Source organism: Marinobacter maroccanus, assembly GCF_002933275.1.
Classification (GTDB): domain Bacteria; phylum Pseudomonadota; class Gammaproteobacteria; order Pseudomonadales; family Oleiphilaceae; genus Marinobacter; species Marinobacter maroccanus.
Genome location: NZ_PSSX01000003.1, coordinates 187,567 through 210,641, shown reverse-complemented (window position 1 = coordinate 210,641; position 23,075 = coordinate 187,567). Strand labels below are relative to the sequence as shown.

Sequence of the window (23,075 nt, the reverse complement as noted above, 5' to 3'; positions counted from 1 at the left end):
CTGGGAAAAACAACTCGCTTCGCTCAGACATCTTTTTCCCGGCAGAAAAGCACACCCACACCCTCTCCATCCGGCTCTGTAAATATCTCCCAAAGGTTGGTTTCTTCTTTGCGATATCACTTCTGTCTGTCGTGAGGGGGCCGGGGTATTTTTCCCGCCGGAAATTGATGTCTGAGCGCAGCGAGTTGCCATTTCCAAGGGCAAAATACCCCGGCCCCCTCGCAGCCCGCTAACAAGCAGGCTGCAAGGAACAGCGAACTCCGAGTTTCGAACTCAGAGAACCATAGCCGCCAACCACCCAAAGCCAAGCAGCGGCAGGTTGTAGTGCAGGAACGTCGGCACCACGGTATCCCAGATGTGGTTGTGCTGGCCGTCGGCGTTCAGGCCGGCGGTGGGGCCGAGGGTGGAGTCAGAGGCTGGTGAGCCGGCATCACCCAGGGCGCCGGCGGTGCCAACCAGGGCCACGATGGCCAGCGGGCTGAAGCCCAGTTGCAGGGCCAGGGGCACGTACAGGGCCGCGATGATCGGAATGGTGGAGAAGGATGAACCGATACCCATGGTAATCAGCAGACCTACCACCAACATCAGCAGCGCCGCCATGGCCTTGTTCTCGCCGATGGTGGCCACGGAGCTGTCCACCAGGGCGGCGATTTCACCGGTTTCCCGCATCACTTCGGCAAAACCAGACGCCGCGATCATGATGAAGCCGATCATGGCCAGCATCTTCATGCCCTCGGTGAACAGGTCATCGGCCTCTTTCCAGCGCACCACACCAGACAGATTGAAGAGCACGAAACCGGCCAGGGCGCCCAGGATCATCGAGCCAAGCCAGAGCTGTACCACGAAGGCAGTGACGATGGCGACCAGGGCCATTACCAGAGTGCGCGGGCTGTAGCTGGTGTCTACCCGTTCGGCTTTGGTGATGGTTTCCAGGTTATAGGTGCGGCCACTGCGGTAGCTGAAGAATACCGCAATCAGCAAACCGCAGAGCATACCCAATGCCGGCAGGGCCATGGCTTTCATGACGCTAAGGCCGGAGGCATCGACGCCATTGGCGTTGATCTTGGCGATCAGGATCTCGTTCAGGTAGATGCCGCCAAAGCCGACGGGCAAAAACATGTAGGGCGTAATCAGGCCGAAGGTCAGCACGCAGGCTACCAGGCGGCGGTCCATGTTCAGTTTTGCCATCACGTACAGCAGCGGCGGTACGACCAGGGGTATGAAGGCAATGTGGATCGGCAGGATGTTCTGGGACGAGATGGCAATGGCGAGCAGCAGGCCGATGATCAGGAAACGGATGCCATTCACGGCGGCGCCTTCCTCCTGACGACCGACCAGGGCCAGGGCCTTGTCGGCAAGGGCGTGGGCGAGGCCGGACTTGCCGATGGCCACGGCGAACGCACCGAGGGTGGCATAGGACAGTGCCACGGTGGCACCGCCGCCCAGGCCGCTATTGAAGGCTTCGATGGTGGCTTCCAGGGACATTCCTGCAATCAGGCCGCCGGAAACGGCACCGATAATCAGGGCAACAACAACGTGGATGCGGCACAAACTCAGCACGAGCATAATCGCGACCGCGGCAACGACGGCATTCATGGCAAAACTCCGGGTAGGAATTAATAGTTGTGCCGGCCCCTTGTGGGGGCCGGCATCATGAAAAGCGCGGTAATGTGCAGGAAATGATCGCGGTAGTCAAAGCGGTTGTGTAACGGTCAGGCTTCGTCGAGGCGGGCAAAGCGAGGCACCTGCTCTCCAGCGACCTCAACGGTTTCCCGGAACATGGTCAGAGGACGCACCCAGAGGCTGTAGTCACCGTAGAGGCAGCGGTAGACCACCATCTGCTCTTCGGTTTCACTGTGCCGGGCAACGCCGATGACTTCATAATCCTTGCCCTTGTAGTGTCGGTATTTACCCGGACGTATCTCGTTCTTGCGTTCGGTCATATTGGCCTCAATGGATTCGGGCTATGCTGGCCCTGTCGTTACGGAGGACGTAGCATGCGCAACCGTCTAAACTGGAAACAATTGCAGGGATGCGTACGACTCAGTCAGGGCCTGAAAGTGTAGAACACCCGGCCGGGCCCGGAAACCGGAAACAGCTATGATGCGGCAGGTTCCCTGCATCCTCCTGCTTTTATTGTCGCTGGCCTGTCTGGCCGGTGCACCTGTTCAGGCCGCTCCCGTCGCATTTGACTGGCTGGAAGCGCCCGCTGATGAATTGGCCCTGGAAGATGTTCGTGCCCTGCCCCCGAGTTCCTGGCAGACATTCGGTGCCAGCGAGGTGTTCAATCGTGGTTTCAGCGATGGCAGTTTCTGGCTGAAGATCGGGATCCCCCCGAAGCCTGCGAATCGGGTTCTGGAAATCGGCTATCCGTTGCTGGATGAGGTCTCTGTGCACTGGGTCCTCAACGGTGAGCTGATCCAGACCCATCACACCGGCGATACCCTGCCTTTCGGCAGTCGCCCGATTCACCATCGTAATTTTGTTTTCCTGGTGCCCTCGAATACCGAGCCGGTCACTGCCTTCGTACGGGTAAAAACCCTGGGCTCGGTCCAGATTCCTCTGGAAGTCATCCCGTCGGCGGAATTCCTTGCCAATGAGCAGTTGTCTTATGGTTGGCAGGCGGTGTTTCTGGGCATCATTGTTGCCATGGCGCTGTACAATCTCTTTCTGTTCGTCATCGTGCGCCATTCCACCTACCTCTGGTACGTGCTGACCGTTGTATTTACCGGGCTCGTTCAGCTCAATTTCAATGGCCTGCTGTTTCAGTGGCTGTGGCCGGATGCTCCCGGTATCAACCGGTATTTCACCATTCCGGTTATCTGTTTTGCCCTGTTCTCCGCCATTATTTTCGCAATTCGGTTTCTCAATATCCGCTCGTACAGTCTCCGAAGCTACCGGTTCCTGCAGTGGGTTCTGACGGCTGTTTTTGCCTGCTTTGTCTTCAGCCTCTTCGGAAGTTATCAGACTGGCATCGTCCTCGTGAGCGGGATTGCGGCGGTAGTTACACCGGCGGCCTGGCTTATCGGTTTCCTGGTCTGGCGCAAGGGCCAGGTCCTGGGCGGTTTTTACGTGCTGGCCTGGACGCCATTGCTTATTGGCCATCTGATTCTGGCGGTCAGCAAGCTGGGTATCATGCCACGCAGCTTCCTCACCGAGTTCATGCCTCAAATTGGCGTCGCCCTGGAAGTGGTTCTGCTCTCGTTCGCGCTTGCCTACCGGATCAATCTGGAACGCCGAAAACGCCATGAAGCCCAGGAGCAGGCGCTGGCGATCCAGCAGCAGGCCAACCTGACCCTGGAGATGCGGGTTCAGGAGCGCACCGACGAACTGGAACGGGCCAATGAGCAGCTCAAGGCGATCAGCCTCACCGACGGTCTGACCCACGTGGCCAACCGACGTCGGTTCGATGAAAAACTCAATGATGAGTGGCGACGAGCTCAGAGACACGGTCACCCGCTGAGCCTGTTGATGCTGGATATTGATCACTTCAAACGGGTAAACGATGAGCTGGGCCACCTGGTTGGCGACGATTGCCTGACCGAGGTGGCCGCCCTGTGCGCCGCAGAAGTCCAGCGTTCCGGGGATCTGTTGGCCCGCTACGGCGGCGAGGAATTCAGTATCCTGCTACCGGCGACCCCGGAAGAGGGGGCGGTTCGGGTTGCCGAGCGAGTGCGTCAGGCGGTGGCCCGTTCCCCGGTGCATTCCGGCGAACGGGTGGCTCCAGTGAGCCTTACCATCAGTGTGGGCGTGGCGTGCCTCGTGCCAGGGCCAGATATGGAGCCCCAGGAGCTGATCCGTCAGGCTGATGAGGCACTGTACGCGGCCAAGGAGTCCGGCCGTAATCGGGTTATGGTGGCCCGGGATTTCAGGGCAGCGGACGCGCCTAGTGCCTGAGGCGCCTCAGTTCTTCAGTTTGTAGCGTCCCGGCCCGAGGAAGATCACTGCCACGGCCGTAAACAGGAAGAAACCCTGCAGTTCCAACGCCCAGCCGCCACTGCACCCAAGGCTCAGGAGTTCGTTGCCGTGAACCAGGATGATGGCAAACAGCATGTTGAAAATAATCAGTAGCGCACCGATCCGGGTCTGATAACCCAGGACGACCATCAGCGGCGCGACGATCTCACCCACATACACTCCGTAGGCGAGGAAGGTCGGCAGGCCGTGGCTGGCCAGCTCGCCTTCAATAAAGCCGACGCCGTTGAGCAGTTTGGCAGTGCCGTGGAACAGCATCAGGCCGCCAAGGGTCAGGCGGATAATCAGTTTTCCCAGATCAGCGTTTTCGAGCAAGGTACAGGTCTCCGTTTTATAGATTGCGAATGTCAGGGTATAGCGGCAGCAGCTGTTTGATCAGCCGGTTCTGGGCGCCGGTTGGGATATCGTTCTGTTCCATGGCCAGGATCAGGTTTTCGGCCAGGGCGTTGAACTGGGTGTCGGTGATGGCCATATCGGCATGCAGTTCGCGCATCTCGCGCCCGGTGTAGGTGCACGGCCCGCCACTGAGCTCGCACAGCTGGTCTGTCAGGTTGTCGTGGAACTGGGCGACATCCACGCCCTTGAACTGGTGGTTGATGCGCTCATCCTCGACGATCAGGTAAAGCAGGTCTTCCACCACGTTTGCGATGCCTTCCCGCTCACCGAGCTGCTGATACAGACTGTCTTCGGGTTTGGTATTCAGGCTCTGGCAGCCACCGAGCACCAGCATCGGCCCTGACAACAGGGCGACGATCAGGAACTTGAGATTCAGGTTTGCCATGATCAGAAACTCCCCTGCAGCGACAGATACAAACCTTGCTGGTCTTCCAGTGTGGCAACGTCACCCAGGTTGACCAGAGCCCCTGTAACCGCCAGGCGACGGTCCGGCACCCAGGCCACGAACAGGTCCCACCAGTCGTCTTCGGTGGCAAACCCCAGGTTGTCCGGTTTTTGCCGGTATTCAGCACCCACCAGCCACTGTCGGTTGAGGAAAAGCCCGACGCTGCCCTCCATCATCAGTTCGTGGCTGTTGTTCTGGTCGCCGCCAAAACCGAGAAGCCCGCCCTGGTTGGCCCGGGTGGCCCGGGCGGTCAGATTAACCAGCAGGTTTCGCTCCATCACCGCGGCAAAGAACAGCTTGCTGCCGCTGACATAGACATCGGTGCCACTGTCATCCCGGGCGCCGATCGCCGAGGGAACGGTGAAATCCCGTTGGCGCTTGTACTGCACGCCGGCAGACCACTGGCCCCAGGGGCTGTACAGCACATCACCGGCAAGCCGGACCTTGGCGCCGAAAATATCCTGGTTCAATTCGTCCTGCTCGAGGCCGAAGCCATCCTTGAGGGTAAACACCAGGCTGTCCAGATCCAGGGTCTGCCTTGCTACGGTGAGCTCCAGTCGGTTATTCCAGTTCAAGCCGGCACCGGTAACCGCAAGCGTGTAATCGTCCACTTCGGCCCGGCTGAGTGCCAGGGTGCCGCCCCACTCCTCGTCGCTGGCATAGCTCCCCAGCAGGGCCCAGGGTACCAGGCCGCCGCCGGCACTGCCCTCAATGGTGGTGACGCCTCCGGTCGCCCAAATCCGGCTCCCGATGTCGGCCGTGGCGGCCGGTGCTAACAATAGCGCCATGGTGAGTGTGACCAGACGTTTCGCTGTCATTCTGAATACTCCGGATTGGGTTGGCTCAATTCCCCTTCGCGGGCGGCCAGAGACCGGGCAGTCTCCGGCAGGTCCTCGGGGGCAACCGGGCGGCTCAGGTAAAAACCCTGGCCGAGGTTGCAGCCCCAGTGTTGCAACAGCTGCCAGGCTTCCAGGTTCTCGATGCCTTCTGCCACCACCTTCAGCCCGAGGCCGTGGGCCATATCAATGGTGGATCGCACAATCAGCTGGTCCTGGGGCTCGGAATCCAGTTTCAGTACGAATGACTTGTCGATTTTCAGCTCCTGAACCGGAAGCTTGCGCAGCTGGGACAGCGAGGAGTAACCGGTGCCAAAGTCATCCACCGACAGGGTCACGCCCAGGGCCCTGAGCTGGTTCAGGGTGGCCATGGCCTCTTCCGGGTCTTCCATCAGGGCACTTTCGGTGACTTCCAGGGTGACCTGCTCGAGACCGTGGTGCCAGTCGTGAAAGGTCTCCGCGATGTGCCGGGTCAAGGCTGGCCAGGTGAGGTCCATGGCGGACAGATTGATGGCCACGCCCGCGTCAACACCCTGTTCATGCCAGCCTCGGGCGTCGCTGGCCACCCGTTGCAGGATATGGGCTGTCAGATCGTGGATCTGCCCTGACTGTTCGGCGAGAAAGATGAACTCTTCCGGGGATATGAAACCCAACTCCGGGTGAATCCATCGCACCAGGGCCTCTACCTGCACCAGCTCGCCGGTCTGGCTGTCAAGTTTCGGCTGGTAGTTCATGTGCAGCCCGTTATTGAGGATGGCGGCGTGCAGATCGGTAACCAGCTTCAGTTCCCGGAGATGACTTTCATCCTGGCCGGGTTTGTAGCGGGTGAAGGCCTCGGGGTGGGCCTCCGCCTGCTCGAAGGTGAGATTGAGCCTGCGCCGCAGCGCATCGGTATCGGCGGCGTCCTCTGGCAGTTCCATGGTGACGATGGTAACTCGCAGGGAGAAGGGGGTCTGGTCCACCTGCAACGGCGATTCGATACGTTCGTGTAGTTGCAGGATTCTGCGATTGTCTTGCTCGGGAGGCAAAGCCGGAATCAGGGCCAGGAACTCGCCGCCGCCGGTGCGGGCAAGGATCCGGGCGTCCGGCAGTTCCTGCTGCAGGCGCCTGGCAATGCCAATCAGGACCTTGTCGCCGAATTCCAGACCCAGCGTATCGTTGATGTCGGAGAGGTCGTTCAGTCGGATCCCTACCAGTGTGGCCCGGCCTCGGTTATCAAACAGCTCGGCGGCCTCCTGCATCAGAGCGTTCCGGTTTTTCAACCGGGTAACGTCATCGTGGGTCGCTGCATAGCGGATCTGGGCTTCCCGTTCCCGAAGGCCAGACAGCATGTCCCGGAGCGCATTCCGGAGCTGGGTCAGTTCGCCGCCGGCCCGGATCGCCGGTGCCTGGGGGGTATTGCCCTCACCAATGGCGCGTGCATAGCTGGCCAGCTGCAACACCGGACGACCCATGTTGCGGGCGATGACCAGCGCCAGCAGAATGGCGAAAATCAGGATAGCGGTCACCAGCAGGGCGATTTCCACGGCTCTTCGGTAATAGTTCTGGAGTGTGGCATCACGACTGATCAGCAGCACGGCCTGGACGGTGGCGGGGTCTGATTCGCCCAGGTTGATTATCCGGGTGAAATAACCGGCACTTTCAATGAAATTGGCGTTGTCGGATGCGCCTGCAAGCTCCTGTTCCAGCTTGTCGTCTATGCTGGTGGTGGCGGCAAAACTGCTCAGGCCAATGCTCTGGTCCGATCGCGCCCGGAAGATTACCGAGGTGCCACTGAGTCGGGCGATGACCTCCGCCAGGGTCTGGTCCATGGCAAAACCGGTAACCAACCAGGCCCGTAGCCCGGGCGCCTCTATCGGGATGATGAGAATTTCGTAGCCCCTGCCGCCGATGGCTCGCAGCGACCGGGTAAATCCGTTGCGGCGAGTGCTTGTCAGCTGCTCCTGGGTGATGGCAGGAAAGGAGCTTTGCAGGGTCGAGGCCAGGGGCTCCCCCTGACTGTCCAGCAAGAGCGCAAAGTCGGCACCAACCCTGCCACTGTGGTTTTCCAGGGCGCTGTCGATGGTTGCCGGGTCGCGGCTGGCAATGGCCGAGCGGAAGCCGAAATCCTGTACCACGACACTGAGCCGGGACAGTTCCAGATCGGTGCGGCGATCAATGACTTCGTTGGTGAGCCGCTCGCCGATGGCCAGCTGTTCCAGTGCCCGGCTTTTTTCATCCTCGAACAGGTAAACCATCAGCAGCGCGACGATCACCAGACTGACCAGGGCCACCAGCGAGATCATGGCGGCAATGAGTCGGCCACGGAATCCGAGACGAGACGCTAAACCCATCAAAGCTCCCGAAAGCGTTGCTGGAGTCGGTCCAGCGAGCCTTCTGCGGCAGGCTCTGGCTCAAGGTTGAGGGCGACGACTGCTGGCTCGCTGCCGTGTTCGATTTCGCGGGTGACCGGGCGTGTGTTGTCTGGCAATCGTGGGTGCCAGATCTCAATTGTCACCCTTTCCTGGCTGCCTTCGGTAGCCTGAGGTGCGATAGACAGAGTGACCTGGCCAGAGGCATCTGTCTGGCCGACTGCAGCGGTATCGGTGACCACCACAAAGCCCTGCATGTGATCGTGGATGTTGCAGCCCAGCTCAACAATGCCTGGCTTGTCGAAAACAATCGGAGCAGCCGGGCGGTCGGCGTACAGCTCAATGTTGAAGGTTTTTGCCGGCGAGAACGAATAAACATGATGCTGGGTGTTGTCGCGGTTCGGAAAATCCACGCTGGAACCAACGGGAACCACGAGCACATGGGGATGGAAGGCGCGATCCTTCTGGTAGATTTCGGCGGAAACCGGGGTTGCCGGACGAGCGCTGTCTACGGAAACCACGGCATTGGCCACGGGCTCGGTGCTGCCATCCAGGGTAACGGTTACGGACAGCTCGTACGCGTTAGCTGTCACTGCCATGGCAGACATTAACAGGCCCGCCAGTACTGCAATCGCTGATACTCTCATTAATCCTCTGAACCTGTCAGGCCAGACCGGAACCGAGGGAAAATCGAATGTGGTTCCTTACCAACAGATTTTCCCAGTAGTGCCGCATCCAGTCCCAGGCGGCATTGTTCACCTGCTCGACAAAGGGGTCGAGGTTCAGCTCGTAATAGTCCGGCGTGCCTGCTATCTGCAACACGGTCACGGTGATGGAATCGTCCAGCTCGTTGGCAAAGGGCTCGCCAATCAACTGGTGAGCAAGCAGGTTAGCACGAGTTGCTTCTATGTCCACGATTTCGCTGGCTCTCGTACACCGGTTGTTTTCATACATCTCTTCCATCAGCCGATGGCACAGATAGGCACGAATCAGCAGGCCATCGAGACCGTCATAGCGCACCAGAAGCGCTGAAGGCTGGGTGAAATACCGGATGGCGGCATTCACGAATGGCTCAAAGAGATCGGCTTTGCCCGCCTCACGGGCGCAGGCTTCGACGCACTCGATCAGACGTGGTGCCATTTCGATGTACTCAACCACAAACTGGAACAGGCAAGTGGCGGGCTGGTAACCCTCAATGGTGACGGCAGACGGCAGCGCAGCAACCTTTTCATGAAGCTGCCGGAGGAAGGTCCCGGAGCGGGCCTCCTTGCGCCGTGCCTGGTCAATAATCTCTAGGACTACCTGTGGTGTCATTTCAGGAGATGCCGATGTCTGAACGAATTGAGGTCGCAAGGCGCCTCCCGTTGTTAGCAACTGATAGCAACGAGTACCCGGGCAGGAGAGGAGGGCTGGCTACCACATCGTGCCTGCCTGTTCAGACAAGTGTAGCCGAGATTTTTCCACCTGCTTTTCCGCCATTGTGAAAATACCCGGCCGTAATGTTACAGATTGAATCTGCGTCACTGGCTCTGGAGCCAGCGACCATGACGGGTGTGGGACCAGCACAGCCAGCCCATGCTCACGGCTCGCGCCACCATCAGGGAGATCAGCGCAAACCAGAGCCCGTGATTGCCCCAGCCTGTGGTCAGCCACCAGACCGGAGCAAAAACGCCCAGGGCCGAGAACAGCATGGTGTTCTGCATGTCCCGGGTTCGGGTGGCTCCGATAAAGATGCCATCCAGGAGGAAACCCCAGACTGCGGCAAAAGGTAGCAGCCAGAGCCAGGGCAGATAGCGCCAGGCGGTGGCTCTCACTTCTTCGATACCGGTCAGCAAAGCAATCAGCCAGTGTCCGCCGGCAACAAAAACAATGGTGAGCAACAGGGCGCCCCAGAGAGACCACCTCAGGGCACTGCGAAAAACCACCCGGAACCGGCGCCGACTGCCTTTACCGACGGCTTCGCCAATCAGCGCCTCGGCGGCATTGGCAAAGCCATCCAGGGCGTTGGAAATCAGCAACAGGAAGGTAATCAGAACCGCGTTGGCCGCCAGGATGGTGTCCCCCTGCCGGGCTCCCTGGGCGGTAAAGAACGCCAGCACCAGCAACAGGGCGATGGTGCGAACCATGATGTAGCGGTTCACCCGGAGGATCTTCAGGTAATCCTCCAGCTTTCCGAACAGAGCCCGGGTGAGTGTCTGACCTTCGGGCATCCGGCTTAACACGATCAGGAAACCGATAATAGCGGCACCGTACTCGGCAATGACCGTGGCGATGGCCACGCCGCGGCTGTTCCAGCCCAGCACGGTGACAAAGAGAATATCCAGCACGATGTTCAGGCCGTTGGCTGCAATCAGCATGATCATCGGGCCCCTCGGAAACTGGGTGCCGATCAGCCAGCCAACCAGAGTGTACTGGCAGAGCACCGCCGGCGCACTCCAGATCCGGATAGCAGCATACTCGGCGGCCAGTTCGGTAACGCCCGCGCTGGGATTCATCAGGGTCAGCCCGGTCTGGATCAGCGGCTGGTGAAACAGAATCAGTAGCACACCGATACCGGTTGCCAGCAGCACCGACCGCAACAGCAAGGCCACCTGGCTGAAACTGTCACGCTTGCCCCATGCCTGGGCCGCCAGGCCGGTCGTGCCCATACGCATGAAGCCAAAGGTCCAGTACAGGATACTGAACAGATTGGCACCAACGGCGACGGCCCCGAGATACTCGGGGCTTTCCAGGTGCCCGAGCACGGCGGTATCCACCAGCCCCAGCAGGGGAACCGTGAGATTTGTGAGCATCAACGGCCAGGCCAGGGCCCAAAGACGCCGGTCGGTTGCCGGAAGGTTAAAAGTCATATTCGTTTTAAGTCTTAAAATTCTGTGGTTAGCTTTTTTGGATTTAACCGATTTTTTAGTCTTTTTTTGATCTGTGTCTATACTCGAATCTGAGGTATCCGTAAGCAGGCTTCCACTCTGGTCTTTCCGGTGTATGCGAGCGCCAGTGAGACCGGTGGGATAACGCAAAATCCGACAAGAATAACACTCTGTGGAGACACAGTATGCGCGTGCACGCTCAGCGGGCAGGTGCCCTTTTAGGCGGTCTGATGTTCCCCGCCTGGTCCATGGCGGACTGGACACTGAACATGACCCCGGGGGTGACCGGCACCAGTAATGAAATTTTCAGCCTTCACATGACCATACTCTGGATCTGCGTCGTCATTGGCGTCGTGGTCTTCGGAGTCATGTTCTGGTCTATTTTTGCCCATCGAAAATCCCAGGGCGCCAAACCGGCAAACTTTCACGAAAACACCCTGGTCGAGATTCTCTGGACCATCATACCTTTTGTCATCCTGGTTGTTATGGCGATTCCTGCCACGGCGACCCTGGTCGACATGTATGACACCACCGAATCGGAAGTGGACATCAAGGTCACCGGCTACCAGTGGAAGTGGCAATACGAATACATCAATGAGGACTTTGGCTACTTCTCCAACCTCTCAACGCCACGGGAGCAGATCGAGAACCGCCAGGCCAAGGGTGAGAATTACCTGCTGGAGGTGGATAACCCGTTGGTGATTCCGGTAGGCAAGAAGGTTCGCTTCCTGCTGACGGCCAATGATGTCATCCACTCCTGGTGGGTGCCGGACTTTGGCGTCAAGAAGGATGCTATTCCGGGCTTCATCAACGAGACCTGGACCCGGGTCGACAAGCCCGGCATATACCGTGGTCAGTGTACTGAGCTGTGTGGCAAGGATCATGGCTTCATGCCGGTCGTTGTCGAGGCGGTTCCCGAAGAGGAATACAACGCCTGGGTCGCCGAAAAGAAAGAGGCTGCCGAGCGTGAACGCCAATTGACCCAGAAAGACTGGACCATGGCCGAGTTGATGGAGCGGGGCGAGAAAGCCTATCAGACCGCATGTGCTGCCTGTCACCAGCCAGATGGCAGCGGTGCGCCACCGGCGTTTCCGGCGCTGAAGGGCAGTCCGATTGCGACCCAGGATATGGCAGCGCACATCGATATTGTCGTGAATGGCAAGGCCGGCACCTCTATGCAAGCGTTCGGCAATCAGCTGAGCGAAGTGGATCTCGCCGCGGTGATTACCTACGAGCGGAACGCCTGGGGTAACAACACGGGTGAAATGGTCACTCCGAAAGAAATTTTTGATTACAAGAACCAGCAGTAATCAACGCCAGATAACAGATATCACCAGCCACAATAAATGGCGGTAACGGGGGTTTTCATGAGTGCGGTTGCAGATACCCACGCCCAGGATCATCATCACGGCCCGGCCAAAGGCATCAGCCGCTGGCTGTTGACCACGAACCACAAGGATATCGGGACAATGTACCTGATATTCAGTTTTGCCATGTTCCTGTTGGGGGGAACCATGGCCATGGTCATCCGGGCGGAACTGTTCCAGCCCGGGCTGCAGATTGTGCAGCCGGAATTCTTCAACCAGATGACCACCATGCATGGCCTGATCATGGTCTTTGGTGCGGTCATGCCGGCCTTTGTCGGTCTGGCTAACTGGATGATTCCGCTGATGATTGGCGCGCCGGACATGGCGCTGCCACGGATGAACAACTGGAGCTTCTGGCTGCTGCCCTGTGCCTTCCTGATCCTGGTTTCCACGCTGTTCATGGAAGGCGGTGCACCCAACTTCGGCTGGACGTTCTACGCGCCCCTGTCGACGACCTACGGGCCACCCAGCACCACCTTCTTCATCTTTGCTGTCCATATCATGGGTATCTCCTCGATCATGGGTGCCATCAACGTGATCGCCACCATCCTGAACCTGCGGGCGCCGGGCATGACCCTGATGAAAATGCCCCTGTTCGTCTGGACCTGGCTGATCACCGCATTCCTGTTGATTGCAGTAATGCCAGTGCTGGCCGGTGTGGTTACCATGATGCTGATGGACATCAACTTCGGCACCAGTTTCTTTGATGCCTCCGGCGGTGGTGATCCGGTGCTGTTCCAGCATGTGTTCTGGTTCTTCGGGCATCCCGAGGTGTACATCATGATCCTCCCGGCCTTCGGGGCGGTCTCCCATATCATTCCGGCGTTTTCCCGCAAGCCCCTGTTTGGCTATGCCTCCATGGTTTATGCGGTCGGTGCCATCGCGCTGCTGTCCTTCGTGGTCTGGGCCCACCACATGTTCACCGTAGGGATTCCCATCGTTGGCCAGCTGTTCTTCATGTACGCCACCATGCTGATCGCAGTGCCCACCGGGGTGAAGGTGTTCAACTGGGTGGCCACCATGTTCCGGGGGTCCCTGACCTTCGAAGCACCGATGCTGTTCGCGGTGGCGTTCGTGATCCTGTTCACCATCGGCGGTTTCTCGGGTCTAATGCTGGCCATTGCCCCGGCTGACTTCCAGTACCACGATACCTACTTCGTGGTTGCCCACTTCCACTACGTACTGGTACCGGGTGCCATCTTCGGGATCTTTGCTTCAGCTTACTTCTGGCTGCCCAAATGGACCGGCCACATGTACGACGAAACCCTGGCCAAGACCCATTTCTGGCTGTCCTTTATCGGCATGAACCTGGCCTTCTTCCCGATGCACTTCCTGGGCCTGGCTGGCATGCCGCGCCGGATTCCCGACTATGCCCTGCAGTTTGCCGATTTCAACATGGTTTCCAGCGTTGGCGCCTTCATGTTCGGCGCCACACAGCTGCTGTTCCTGCTGATCGTGATCAAATGCATCAAGGGTGGCAAAAAGGCTGCTGCCCAGCCCTGGGATGGTGCTGAAGGCCTGGAGTGGACCGTGCCCTCACCGGCGCCTTACCACACCTTTGCAACACCACCGGAAGTGAAGTAACCGGAGCACAAAGCCATGGCGGATCAACAGGCAAACAAGGCAGGCGCGCCCCGGAGCAACACCCGGGTCGTGGGCTGGTGCATGGCCAGCGTGGTCGGTATGTTTGCCTTCGGTTTTGCCATGGTGCCCCTGTACGACGTGTTCTGTGAAATTACCGGGATCAACGGCAAGACCGGTGGCCGGTACGAGTCCACCGAGGTGGCCGAAGCGGACATGAGCCGGACGGTGAAAGTGCAGTTTCTCGCTTCCAATGGCCCGGGGATGACCTGGAAGTTTCGCCCGGTTGTGCGCTCTGTGGAGGTACATCCCGGGGAGCCGACCACGGTGAATTTCTACGCCGAAAACCCGACAACCGAGGCCATGGTCGGGCAGGCGGTGCCAAGCCTTGCGCCGTCGGAAGGCACACTGTACTTCCACAAGACCGAATGCTTCTGCTTCAACCAGCAACCGCTTGAAGCCGGTGAAAGCACCGAAATGCCGCTCATTTTTATCGTCGACAAGGACCTGCCCAAACACATCACCAAGCTAACGCTGTCCTACACGCTCTACGATCAGGGCAAGCAGCCGGCGGTAACGCAGACTTCCCGGAAAGACACAACAACAAACGATAACGGATAAGCCATCGGAGACTGTCATGGCGGAAAACCAGACCTATTACGTTCCGGAACAAAGCAAGTGGCCCATCATCGCGACCGTTGGCCTTGGCGTGACCCTCTACGGGGTGGCGGCCATCATGGTCAACGGCAAGCAGGGCGAGAGTACGACGGGTGCCTGGATCATGTTCATGATCGGCGCCATCATCATGGCGTACATGCTGTTTGGCTGGTTTGGCAATGTCATCCAGGAGAGTCGCCAGGGGCTTTACAGCCCGCAGATGGACCGCTCTTTCCGCTGGGGAATGAGCTGGTTTATTTTCTCGGAAGTGATGTTCTTCGCCGCGTTCTTCGGGGCTCTGTTCTACGTTCGGGTATTCGCTGTGCCCTGGCTGGGGGGTGAAGGCGACCGGGGAACTTCCAACATGTTGTGGGAGGGTTTTCAGTCCAGCTGGCCCCTGGTCAGCAACCCGAATCCGGAGGCCTATCCCGGCCCCAAAGAGGTTATCGGTCCCTGGGGGCTGCCGCTTATCAACACTATTTTGCTGGTGACATCCTCTTTTACCGTAACCGTTGCTCACCATGCGCTGAAGGCAGGCAACCGGGCAAAAACCAAGCTATGGCTGGCTTTGACCATTGCGCTGGCCATCGTGTTCGTTTTTGTTCAGGGCTACGAGTACATGCATGCCTACCAGGACCTTGACCTGACTCTGCAGTCCGGCATCTATGGCAGCACCTTCTTCATGCTGACCGGCTTCCACGGGGCTCATGTGATATTGGGATCACTGATGCTGATCATCATGCTGATTCGCATAACCAAGGGCCACTTCACCGCCGATAATCACTTCGGCTTTGAAGCGGCGGCCTGGTACTGGCATTTCGTGGATGTGGTCTGGCTGGGCCTGTTTGTCTTTGTCTATATCCTTTAATGACCATCGGTCAGGGCGTCGGATTCAAGGTCAGGGCGCCCTGCCACAAAGCAATCAGAATCACCGCCAGGAGCAGTATGCTGAGCGCGACCCGCACCGCCAGGGAATTCACTACCCGATGGGTCTTGCCGCCATCCTTGATGAGAAAGAACAGGCCACTGAACAGGCTCACCAGAACGGCAAGCATCAGAAAAACGATTACGGCCTTGAGCATGGGACTTCCTGTTTTTGTAGGTGTCATGATTTTACGGCCCGGAACCTGTTCCGGACTCGCTGAGGTCACTATAGCAGAGCATGTCTGATACGCAGCGCAAACACCGCCAATGGCAGTTTGACTGGCGGTTGCTGGTCTTCAGTGGCGTGTTCTTGCCGGTGCTTATCAGCCTGGGTGTCTGGCAGTTGAACCGGGCGGCTGAAAAACAGGTTCTGCTGGACCAGTGGCAGCAGGAGGCGGAAAACCTGGCGTGGCAGGATATCGTGGCTCGGGACCTGACCAACGGTCGGCCGGTGACACTGACGGGCCTCTATGGCAACCGGACCTGGCTTCTGGATAACCGTACGCGGGATGGGGTTCCCGGTTATGAAGTGCTCACCGAATTTCGCCCCCTTGAAGGTCCGCCGGTAGTGGTCAATCGTGGCTGGGTGCAAGCACCGAGGACACGGGATCAGCTACCGGAGGTTGATACGCCAGAGGGGATTTTTACCCTGGAGGGAAGGATCAGCGATTACCCGGTGCCTCCGGTACTGATGGATCAGCCAGCGGCCGATGAGCAATGGCCCCGGCGAGTGCAAAGCCTCTCAGAGCAGGCAGCCCGGCAGGAGATTCCGGAACTTCCCGGCCAAATCGTACGACTTTCCGGGGGGCGCCAGGCGGGTGCCTACCGGGCAGACTGGGAACCGGACCTGATGGGGCCACAAACCCATTACGGATATGCCACCCAATGGTTTGCGCTGGCCGTGGCACTGACTATATTGACGGTAGTGGCGAGTTATAGAAAGACAGGAACCAATAATGACAATGACAATGGCTAACCGGATATCCGACCAGGAACAGAATGAAGGGCCAACCCCGGAACAGGCCCGTCGCGGTCGCCGCACAGCGTTTCTTCTGTTTGCGCTGGGCTTTGGCCCGATGATTGTCGCAACCATCATGTTTTATACCGGCTGGCTGAACCCTGCCGGCCATACCAACAACGGCGTTTTGCTCCAACCAGTGGCGCCGGTCTCGACGCTTAGCCTTGAAACGGCTTCCGGCACTCCGCTGACGGAACGCTTCGGCCCGGACAAGACAGACCCGGACTGGTTGATGATTGTGGCTGCCGGCCAGTGCGGCAGCCAGTGTGAGGAACTGCTTTATCTGGCCAGACAGGTGAATATTGCCCTCGGCAAGAACGCCAATCGCGTTTCCCGGGCCGCCGCTCTGGGGAGTGTGCCTTCCGACCTTCAGTCGCGCTGGTCTTCCGAATACAGCTCCATGGAACGTCTTGTGCCCGCGGCGGGTGCCCAGCCCAACTGGCCATCCGGTATCAATCCGCAAGCCGAGCCCCGCATCCTGCTGGTGGACCCCTTCGGTAACGTGATGATGCATTACGGTTCCGAACATACCGGCAAGGATATGCTGGAGGATCTCAAGCATCTGCTCAAACTGTCGCAGATCGGTTAATGGCCAGAGCGGAGAGTCAGCCTTGAATCAGTCGTTTCCTTCATCCTCCCTGCCGGCCCGGAAGATGGCCAAGTGGGCAACCTTTGCTGTTTTACTGGCGGTTGTCGTCATCATGCTCGGTGCCTGGACCCGCCTGGTCCACGCCGGGCTGGGTTGTCCGGACTGGCCCGGATGTTACGGTTTCCTGACCGTCCCCCAGAGTGAATCCAGCATTGCCATCGCAAACGCCCGCTTCCCGGACACGCCGGTGGACGTGGAAAAGGGCTGGCCGGAAATGATCCATCGCTACGCCGCCGGAACCCTGGGACTGGTGGTCTTCGGGCTGGCGGGCTATGCCGTTCGCTACCGGCGGGAAGGTGTTCCTGTGAAGCTGCCGCTGTTTATTGCCGGGTTTATTATTCTTCAGGGCGCCTTTGGCATGTGGACGGTGACCCTGAAATTGTGGCCCCAGGTGGTGGCGCTGCATCTTCTCGGTGGCTTTACCACTCTCAGTTTGCTGACCCTGCTGACCCTTCGGTTGCGACGACAAGCCCGGCAGAAACGGGATCAGCAGCCACTGCCTACGACTGCCTTGGCGGGTTTCCGCCCCTGGCTGTATGGCGGGCTTCTTCTGGTGGTGATGCAGATTGCCCTGGGGGCCTGGACAGCAGCCAATTACGCCGCCGTTGCCTGTACCGATCTGCCCACATGTCAGGGGCAATGGTGGCCTGAGGGCATGGATTTCCGGCATGGGTTTGATGTAACCCAGCACGTAGGCCCCAACTATCTGGGTGGCCAGCTCACGGCGGACGGGCGGGTCGCGATCCATGTTACCCACAGGGTTGGTGCCATGGTAGTGCTGGTCTATTTCACCGCTCTGCTGGCGTTGATGTGGCGACGTCGTGGGGACTCCGGACTCGACAGCGCCATCAAGCTGGTGGCGGTCTTATTGGGCGCCCAGATCCTGCTGGGGCTGGCCAATGTGATTTTCCATATTCCCCTGTCCATCGCCGTGGCCCATAACGCCATGGGCGCGGGGCTCCTGCTTTCAGTGATTCATCTGATCTGGCAGCATCAGCTGTTACCGAAGCCACACAGCGCCAAAGCACCACACACAACAACAATGAACCAGGAGGTTACGGCATGAGCGAGCATGTGGAAGCACTGCCGGCCCAGGCAATTGCGAGCGACTCAAGAACAACCATTTCCTGGCGTGACTACCTGGAGCTGACCAAGCCGCGGGTAGTCGCGCTGATGATCCTCACTTCGGTTATCGGCATGCTGCTGGCAGCGCCTGGGGTGCCCGGCTGGGGCGTGCTGGTGTGGGGTAATCTCGGTATTGCCCTGTTGGCCGGCGCTGCGGCCGTGGTTAACCATGTGGTGGACCAGAAAATCGACACGGTTATGGCCCGTACCCGCAAGCGGCCGGTGGCCACGGGCAAGATTTCGCCCCTGGATGCGGTCCTGTTCGCGACCATCCTGGCGTGTGTCGGTATGGCTGTGCTGATGTGGCAGGTGAATCACCTTACCGCCTGGCTGACCCTGGCCTCCCTGGTGGGCTATGCCGGTGTCTATACCCTGTTCCTCAAGCGGGCCACGCCCCAGAACATCACCATCGGCGGCCTCGCCGGTGCCATGCCACCGCTGCTGGGCTGGACCGCCGTGACCGGCCAGGTTGAGGGCCATGCCCTGTTGCTGGTGCTGATCATTTTCGCCTGGACCCCGCCGCATTTCTGGGCCCTGGCCATCCACCGCAAGGAAGAGTACGCCAAGGCGGGCATTCCCATGCTGCCGGTTACTCATGGCAACAAGTTCACCGAGCTGCATATCCTGCTCTACACCCTGATGTTGCTGGCGGTCAGTCTGCTACCTTTTGTCACAGGCATGTCCGGCGGTATTTACCTGGTTGGCGCCCTGGCCCTTGGCCTGCGCTTCCTGCAGTACGCGGTGCGACTGTTGAAGGGGGATGACCGGCGCGTGGCCCTGAATACCTTCAAGTATTCCATCACTTACCTCATGGCCCTGTTTGTGGTATTGCTTGTGGATCATTTTGTGTTTTTCTGAGTCGATCCATGAAAACTATCAGCTCTATCCGCCTTACCCTGTTCTGTCTGCTGTTAATCGTCGTTCTGATCTTCGGACTGGTTGTCGGCCGACAGGTGTTCCTGGTGGGCAACGAGGAACCGCTTCCGGCGCCAGAGCTGACGGAGTTCAACACCTATGTCTATGACCAGCCACGGCAGCTGGCGGAATTCACGCTGACGGATGAGAACGGTGAAACAGTCACCCGGGAAAGCCTGCGGGGGCGCTGGACCTTTGCGTTTGTGGGCTACACCAATTGCCCGGATATCTGCCCGGCGGCCATGGCGAATTTGCGCCAGACCGACAAACTGCTTTCCAAGGAATTGCCCCAGCCGGACTACCTGCTGGTGAGCGCGGATCCGGAGCACGACACGCCGGAAAAACTGAAAGCCTACACCGATTTCTTCGGAGAGAACTTCCACGGCCTGACCGGCGATCTCGATACCCTGCGGGAACTGGCCAAGAGCCTCAGCGCAGTGTTTGTGCACCGGGAGGTGGACGGCGAGCTGTTGGTGGATCACAGCGGCCACTTCGCGCTGCTGAATCCCGATGGCGAACTTGCTGCTGTGATCCAGCCACCCCATAATCCGCACAACCTGGCCGAGGCCTTCGAGCGGATCTACCAGTGGGCGAAGGCCAATCGTGACCGGGTAAGCTCCTGAGGCCCTGAAAACCAGGAACCCGATGCTCCCTATCGACGCCATTCTTCCAGAGCTGCAAGCGGCTCTGGAGCAGACCAGTACCATACTCCTGCAGGCCCCGCCGGGTGCCGGTAAAACAACCCGTGTTCCCCTCGCTCTGCTTGAGGCGCCCTGGCGCGGTGACGGCAAGATCCTGATGCTGGAACCTCGTCGCCTGGCGGCCCGGTCCGCGGCCCGTTATATGGCCAGGCAGCTCAATGAACAGCCCGGCCAGACGGTGGGTTACCGCACAAGGCTGGATACCCGGGTGTCTGGCGCAACCCGCATTGAAGTTGTGACCGAGGGTATTCTGACCCGGCTGATCCAGGCCGATCCGATGCTGGAGGACTACGCCGCAGTCATCTTTGATGAGTTCCATGAACGTTCCCTTCAGGCGGATCTTGGCCTTGCCCTGGTTCGGGAATCCCAGCAGGCTTTGCGGGAGGATCTGCGGCTGCTGGTGATGTCGGCAACCCTGGATACCGCACCCATTGCCAGGGTGCTTGGAGACGTCCCGGTAATTGCCAGCGAGGGGCGGGCATTCCCGGTGACCATGCACTTCCGGCCACTGCCCCGCAATGGCCGGATGGTGGATCAGGTCACGTCGGTGATTCAGGAGGCACTGCGGGATCAAACCGGCTCCCTGCTGGTGTTCCTGCCCGGCGCCGGTGAAATACGCCGGGTGGAGCAGCAACTGCGGGGAAACCTGCCGGACGATGTGATGGTTGCACCGCTTTACGGCAACCTGAAATCGGAACAGCAGGATCAGGCGATCTCACCTGCGCCTGAAGGCCAGCGCAAGGTGGTGCTGGCCACGGCCATTGCCGAAACCAGTCTGACCATTGAGGGCATACGGGTTGTTATCGACAGCGGCCAGCAGCGCCGGGCGGTCTTTGACCCCAACAGCGGCATGACCCGTCTGGTGACCGGCCGGGTCTCCAGGGCCTCGGCGGAACAGCGCAAGGGCCGGGCCGGTCGGGTGGAGTCGGGTATCTGTTACCGCTTGTGGAGCGAATCGGAACAGTTCGGATTGGCGGACTATACGCCTCCGGAAATTCTGGAAGCCGATCTGGCGCCCCTGGTGCTGGAATTGGCTCAATGGGGTGCCCGGGATGCCGCCGCTGTAGACTGGATCGACGAACCGCCGGCGGCTCATTGGCAACAGGCGGTGGCCTTGTTGCAGTGGCTGGATATGCTCGATTCAGAAGGGGCTATAACGGATCACGGCAAAGCGGCCCGTGAACTGGGAATCCACCCGCGCCTTGCGCATATGGTGCTGAGAGGCCGCGCCATGGGGCACGGGTGGCCTGCCGCTGCCCTGGCTGCCCTGCTTGAAGAACGCGATCTTCTGGGTCCCGGCGCCGGGGCGGATATGCACGAGCGGATTCGTGTGTTTTACGGGGAGCGACGTGATCGCTCGCTGGATGCGGCCCGACTGAAGGCCGTGTGTCAGTCCGCCAGACGGATTTCCGGACCGGCTTCGGCTGATGCGCCAATGCCGTCCGAGACGGAGGTCGGCCGGTTACTGGCCCTGGCCTATCCGGATCGTATTGCCCGCCGGCGGCCGGGTAAGGCGCCAAGGTATCAACTCAGTAATGGCAAAGGCGCGGCACTGAGAGAGGATGATCCCCTGGCCCGACACGACTGGCTAGTGGCAGCCGAGCTGGATGGCCGGGCCCGGGAGGCGACCATTTACCTGGCCGCGCCGGTGGACATCCCGGATCTGGAGCTGGACCTGGCTGACCATATACACGAAACCGAGGAGGCGCTCTGGGACGACAGCCAGGGCAAGATCCTGGCGAGACAGGTACGTAAACTGGGCGAACTGGTCCTGCAGGAGAAACCGATTACCCGGGTGGATCCGGAACTGGTTCAACAGGGCCTGATCAACGCCATCCGGAAAAAGGGCCTGGAAAGCCTGCCCTGGACCGATGACAGCCGCCAGTGGCGTGCTCGCGTGCGGTTGCTCGCCGACAACTTCCCGGATGATGGTTGGCCGGACACAAGCGATGCGGCCTTGCTGGAAAATCTGGAGGATTGGCTTGGACCGTTTCTGGCTGGCATGGGCCGCTGGTCGGATCTGGCCCGGGTCGACCTGCTGGCGGCCCTGAACAGTCTGCTTGAATACCCGGCACAACAGCAGCTTCAGGCCCTGGCGCCAACGCACTTGAGCATCCCCACCGGCCAACGGGTGCGCCTGGACTATGCCGCGGACAATGGCCCGGTTCTGGCGGCCAAACTCCAGGCCCTGTTTGGCTGGACAGAAACCCCGGCCGTTGCCGGCGGGCGCGTACCGGTGGTGATCCATCTGCTATCTCCGGCCCAGCGCCCCCTGGCGGTTACCGCGGACCTGGCCAGTTTCTGGCGCAACGCCTACCCCGAGGTACGCAAGGACATGCGCGGCCGATACCCCAAGCACCCCTGGCCGGAAGATCCCTTTACCGCTGAGGCCCAGCAGGGCACGAAAAAACGCCCTGCTCGCTGATCCGCTGGCTGACCAGGGCGTGTGGCACCAACTCAAAGTAGACGTTCCGGGGGGTGATCCACTCCCCTTTAGGCGCGTTGAGTTCTTCTACCGGCATTTCCTCGAGCTCAACCGATGCGGCGTCCGCGTCGCTCTCGCGGAAGCTGTCCGCCAGGACCCAGAAGGGCGTGTCAGCGGCCCGCGCTGCCAGAGCTAACAGGTGGGTACCGCTTTTGTTGATAAAATAACCATCGGTGAGCCAGGTGTCGCACCCGCTGATTACCACATCGGCCCCGGAAACAAACAGCCCCATCTGGGCATCGGTAATCAGCTTGACGGGCACTGAGAGATCATCCAGGGCACGGGCCAGGGAGTGACCCTCAAACCCCGGGCTGCTCTGTGTGCAGATGACAGAATAGGACTGATGATTTTCAGCCATGTCCCGGAACAACGCCAGGACCACGGAGCTGGCACTGTGGGTCAGGATAACGGGTGCCTCTGGCAATTGATCGCGGGCGTGCCGGGTGATGGTTCTGGTGGCGTTCTGCAACTGATCCCGCGTGTCCAGGACAGCCTGTCGAGCGGCATGCGGATCCCTGGCTAACCGCTGCTCGATCATGCCCAGGGCATTGCCAATTACGATCATACTCGGGCGGGCGGCCCGGAGCTCTGCCAGCAGCCGGGAAAGGGTTTCGACGTCCGGTCTGACCTCGTCCAGGTAGGACAGGAGTCCGTCGAGGGTATTCAGTGCCAGCTGCGTGGCGCCGGACTGCAAGTCTTCCCGCACCCCAGCCAAAATAGAGCGCGCTCTGGAATCAAATTCCTGCATTCTTCCTGCCCAATCACCTTGCCTGATTCAAGGGT

The 23,075-nt window shown here is 59.6% G+C and carries 22 protein-coding genes; 11 read left to right on the top strand and 11 right to left on the bottom strand.

Annotated elements, in window-relative coordinates:
* Positions 1–273: 273 nt before the first annotated feature.
* Both KEHDKFFH_RS05590 and KEHDKFFH_RS05585 read right to left on the bottom strand, forming a co-directional pair.
* Positions 274–1,596 (bottom strand): Na+/H+ antiporter family protein, encoded by a 1,323-nt coding sequence (locus KEHDKFFH_RS05590; RefSeq protein WP_104320994.1) that lies wholly within the window; start codon positions 1,594–1,596, stop codon positions 274–276.
* Positions 1,597–1,712: 116 nt separating this feature from the next.
* Positions 1,713–1,943 (bottom strand): DUF1653 domain-containing protein, encoded by a 231-nt coding sequence (locus KEHDKFFH_RS05585; protein ID WP_064229415.1) that lies wholly within the window; start codon positions 1,941–1,943, stop codon positions 1,713–1,715.
* Positions 1,944–2,100: 157 nt separating this feature from the next.
* Between KEHDKFFH_RS05585 and KEHDKFFH_RS05580 the strand changes: the two genes are divergently transcribed.
* The gene (locus KEHDKFFH_RS05580; RefSeq protein WP_192875749.1) at positions 2,101–3,897 is read left to right on the top strand and encodes a sensor domain-containing diguanylate cyclase; all 1,797 of its coding nucleotides are present in this window, start codon (positions 2,101–2,103) and stop codon (positions 3,895–3,897) included.
* A gap of 6 nt (positions 3,898–3,903) precedes the next feature.
* Here KEHDKFFH_RS05580 and KEHDKFFH_RS05575 read toward each other — a convergent pair whose 3' ends face one another.
* From KEHDKFFH_RS05575 to KEHDKFFH_RS05545, 7 genes are all read right to left on the bottom strand, one after another.
* Positions 3,904–4,290, bottom strand: coding sequence for a DoxX family protein (locus KEHDKFFH_RS05575; RefSeq protein WP_104320993.1), 387 nt, complete (start codon positions 4,288–4,290; stop codon positions 3,904–3,906).
* Between the two features lie 16 nt (positions 4,291–4,306).
* Complete coding sequence (locus KEHDKFFH_RS05570; RefSeq protein WP_104320992.1) at positions 4,307–4,756, bottom strand: group I truncated hemoglobin; 450 nt, start codon at positions 4,754–4,756, stop codon at positions 4,307–4,309.
* 2 nt (positions 4,757–4,758) lie between these two features.
* Positions 4,759–5,634, bottom strand: a complete 876-nt coding sequence (locus tag KEHDKFFH_RS05565; protein ID WP_104320991.1) for a DUF3034 family protein — start codon at positions 5,632–5,634, stop codon at positions 4,759–4,761.
* A complete protein-coding gene (locus KEHDKFFH_RS05560) occupies positions 5,631–7,985 on the bottom strand; it encodes a putative bifunctional diguanylate cyclase/phosphodiesterase (RefSeq protein ID WP_104320990.1) in 2,355 nt (784 codons plus the stop codon). The genes KEHDKFFH_RS05565 and KEHDKFFH_RS05560 overlap by 4 nt, the downstream gene beginning before the upstream one ends.
* Positions 7,985–8,650, bottom strand: a complete 666-nt coding sequence (locus tag KEHDKFFH_RS05555; protein WP_104320989.1) for a methylamine utilization protein — start codon at positions 8,648–8,650, stop codon at positions 7,985–7,987. The genes KEHDKFFH_RS05560 and KEHDKFFH_RS05555 overlap by 1 nt, the downstream gene beginning before the upstream one ends.
* A 16-nt stretch (positions 8,651–8,666) precedes the next feature.
* Positions 8,667–9,317: a hypothetical protein gene (locus tag KEHDKFFH_RS05550; protein WP_064229410.1), complete on the bottom strand. Its 651-nt coding sequence runs from the start codon at positions 9,315–9,317 to the stop codon at positions 8,667–8,669.
* 206 nt (positions 9,318–9,523) lie between these two features.
* The gene (locus KEHDKFFH_RS05545; RefSeq protein WP_104320988.1) at positions 9,524–10,852 is read right to left on the bottom strand and encodes an MATE family efflux transporter; all 1,329 of its coding nucleotides are present in this window, start codon (positions 10,850–10,852) and stop codon (positions 9,524–9,526) included.
* A gap of 203 nt (positions 10,853–11,055) precedes the next feature.
* On the opposite strand from KEHDKFFH_RS05545, the gene coxB reads away from it, so the two are divergent.
* Genes coxB through KEHDKFFH_RS05525 form a run of 4 tightly spaced genes read left to right on the top strand, consistent with a single transcriptional unit; the run spans position 11,056 to position 15,343 of the window.
* The gene (gene coxB, locus KEHDKFFH_RS05540; protein ID WP_104320987.1) at positions 11,056–12,180 is read left to right on the top strand and encodes a cytochrome c oxidase subunit II; all 1,125 of its coding nucleotides are present in this window, start codon (positions 11,056–11,058) and stop codon (positions 12,178–12,180) included.
* 57 nt (positions 12,181–12,237) lie between these two features.
* Positions 12,238–13,821 (top strand): cytochrome c oxidase subunit I, encoded by a 1,584-nt coding sequence (gene ctaD / locus KEHDKFFH_RS05535; RefSeq protein ID WP_064229407.1) that lies wholly within the window; start codon positions 12,238–12,240, stop codon positions 13,819–13,821.
* Between the two features lie 15 nt (positions 13,822–13,836).
* A complete protein-coding gene (locus KEHDKFFH_RS05530; RefSeq protein WP_104320986.1) occupies positions 13,837–14,439 on the top strand; it encodes a cytochrome c oxidase assembly protein in 603 nt (200 codons plus the stop codon).
* A gap of 16 nt (positions 14,440–14,455) precedes the next feature.
* Positions 14,456–15,343, top strand: a complete 888-nt coding sequence (locus KEHDKFFH_RS05525) for a cytochrome c oxidase subunit 3 (protein WP_104320985.1) — start codon at positions 14,456–14,458, stop codon at positions 15,341–15,343.
* A gap of 10 nt (positions 15,344–15,353) precedes the next feature.
* On the opposite strand, the gene KEHDKFFH_RS05520 is transcribed toward KEHDKFFH_RS05525, so the two are convergent.
* Complete coding sequence (locus KEHDKFFH_RS05520) at positions 15,354–15,557, bottom strand: twin transmembrane helix small protein (protein ID WP_064229404.1); 204 nt, start codon at positions 15,555–15,557, stop codon at positions 15,354–15,356.
* Between the two features lie 80 nt (positions 15,558–15,637).
* On the opposite strand from KEHDKFFH_RS05520, the gene KEHDKFFH_RS05515 reads away from it, so the two are divergent.
* From KEHDKFFH_RS05515 to hrpB, 6 genes are all read left to right on the top strand, one after another.
* A complete protein-coding gene (locus tag KEHDKFFH_RS05515) occupies positions 15,638–16,375 on the top strand; it encodes an SURF1 family protein (RefSeq protein WP_104320984.1) in 738 nt (245 codons plus the stop codon).
* Positions 16,368–17,006 carry a hypothetical protein gene (locus KEHDKFFH_RS05510; RefSeq protein ID WP_104320983.1) on the top strand — a complete coding sequence of 213 codons (639 nt, stop codon included), beginning with the start codon at positions 16,368–16,370 and terminating at the stop codon, positions 17,004–17,006. The genes KEHDKFFH_RS05515 and KEHDKFFH_RS05510 overlap by 8 nt, the downstream gene beginning before the upstream one ends.
* A gap of 64 nt (positions 17,007–17,070) precedes the next feature.
* Positions 17,071–18,132 carry a COX15/CtaA family protein gene (locus KEHDKFFH_RS05505; protein WP_104320982.1) on the top strand — a complete coding sequence of 354 codons (1,062 nt, stop codon included), beginning with the start codon at positions 17,071–17,073 and terminating at the stop codon, positions 18,130–18,132.
* Entirely contained in the window at positions 18,129–19,049 is a 921-nt protein-coding gene (gene cyoE / locus KEHDKFFH_RS05500) for a heme o synthase (RefSeq protein WP_104320981.1), read from the top strand. Before KEHDKFFH_RS05505 ends, cyoE begins: the two co-directional genes overlap by 4 nt.
* 8 nt (positions 19,050–19,057) lie before the next feature.
* Positions 19,058–19,729, top strand: coding sequence for an SCO family protein (locus KEHDKFFH_RS05495; RefSeq protein ID WP_104320980.1), 672 nt, complete (start codon positions 19,058–19,060; stop codon positions 19,727–19,729).
* 22 nt (positions 19,730–19,751) lie between these two features.
* Positions 19,752–22,232, top strand: a complete 2,481-nt coding sequence (hrpB, locus tag KEHDKFFH_RS05490) for an ATP-dependent helicase HrpB (protein WP_104320979.1) — start codon at positions 19,752–19,754, stop codon at positions 22,230–22,232.
* On the opposite strand, the gene KEHDKFFH_RS05485 is transcribed toward hrpB, so the two are convergent.
* Positions 22,186–23,040, bottom strand: a complete 855-nt coding sequence (locus KEHDKFFH_RS05485; RefSeq protein ID WP_104320978.1) for an eIF2B alpha/beta/delta subunit family protein — start codon at positions 23,038–23,040, stop codon at positions 22,186–22,188. The genes hrpB and KEHDKFFH_RS05485 overlap by 47 nt on opposite strands.
* Positions 23,041–23,075 lie beyond the last annotated feature (35 nt).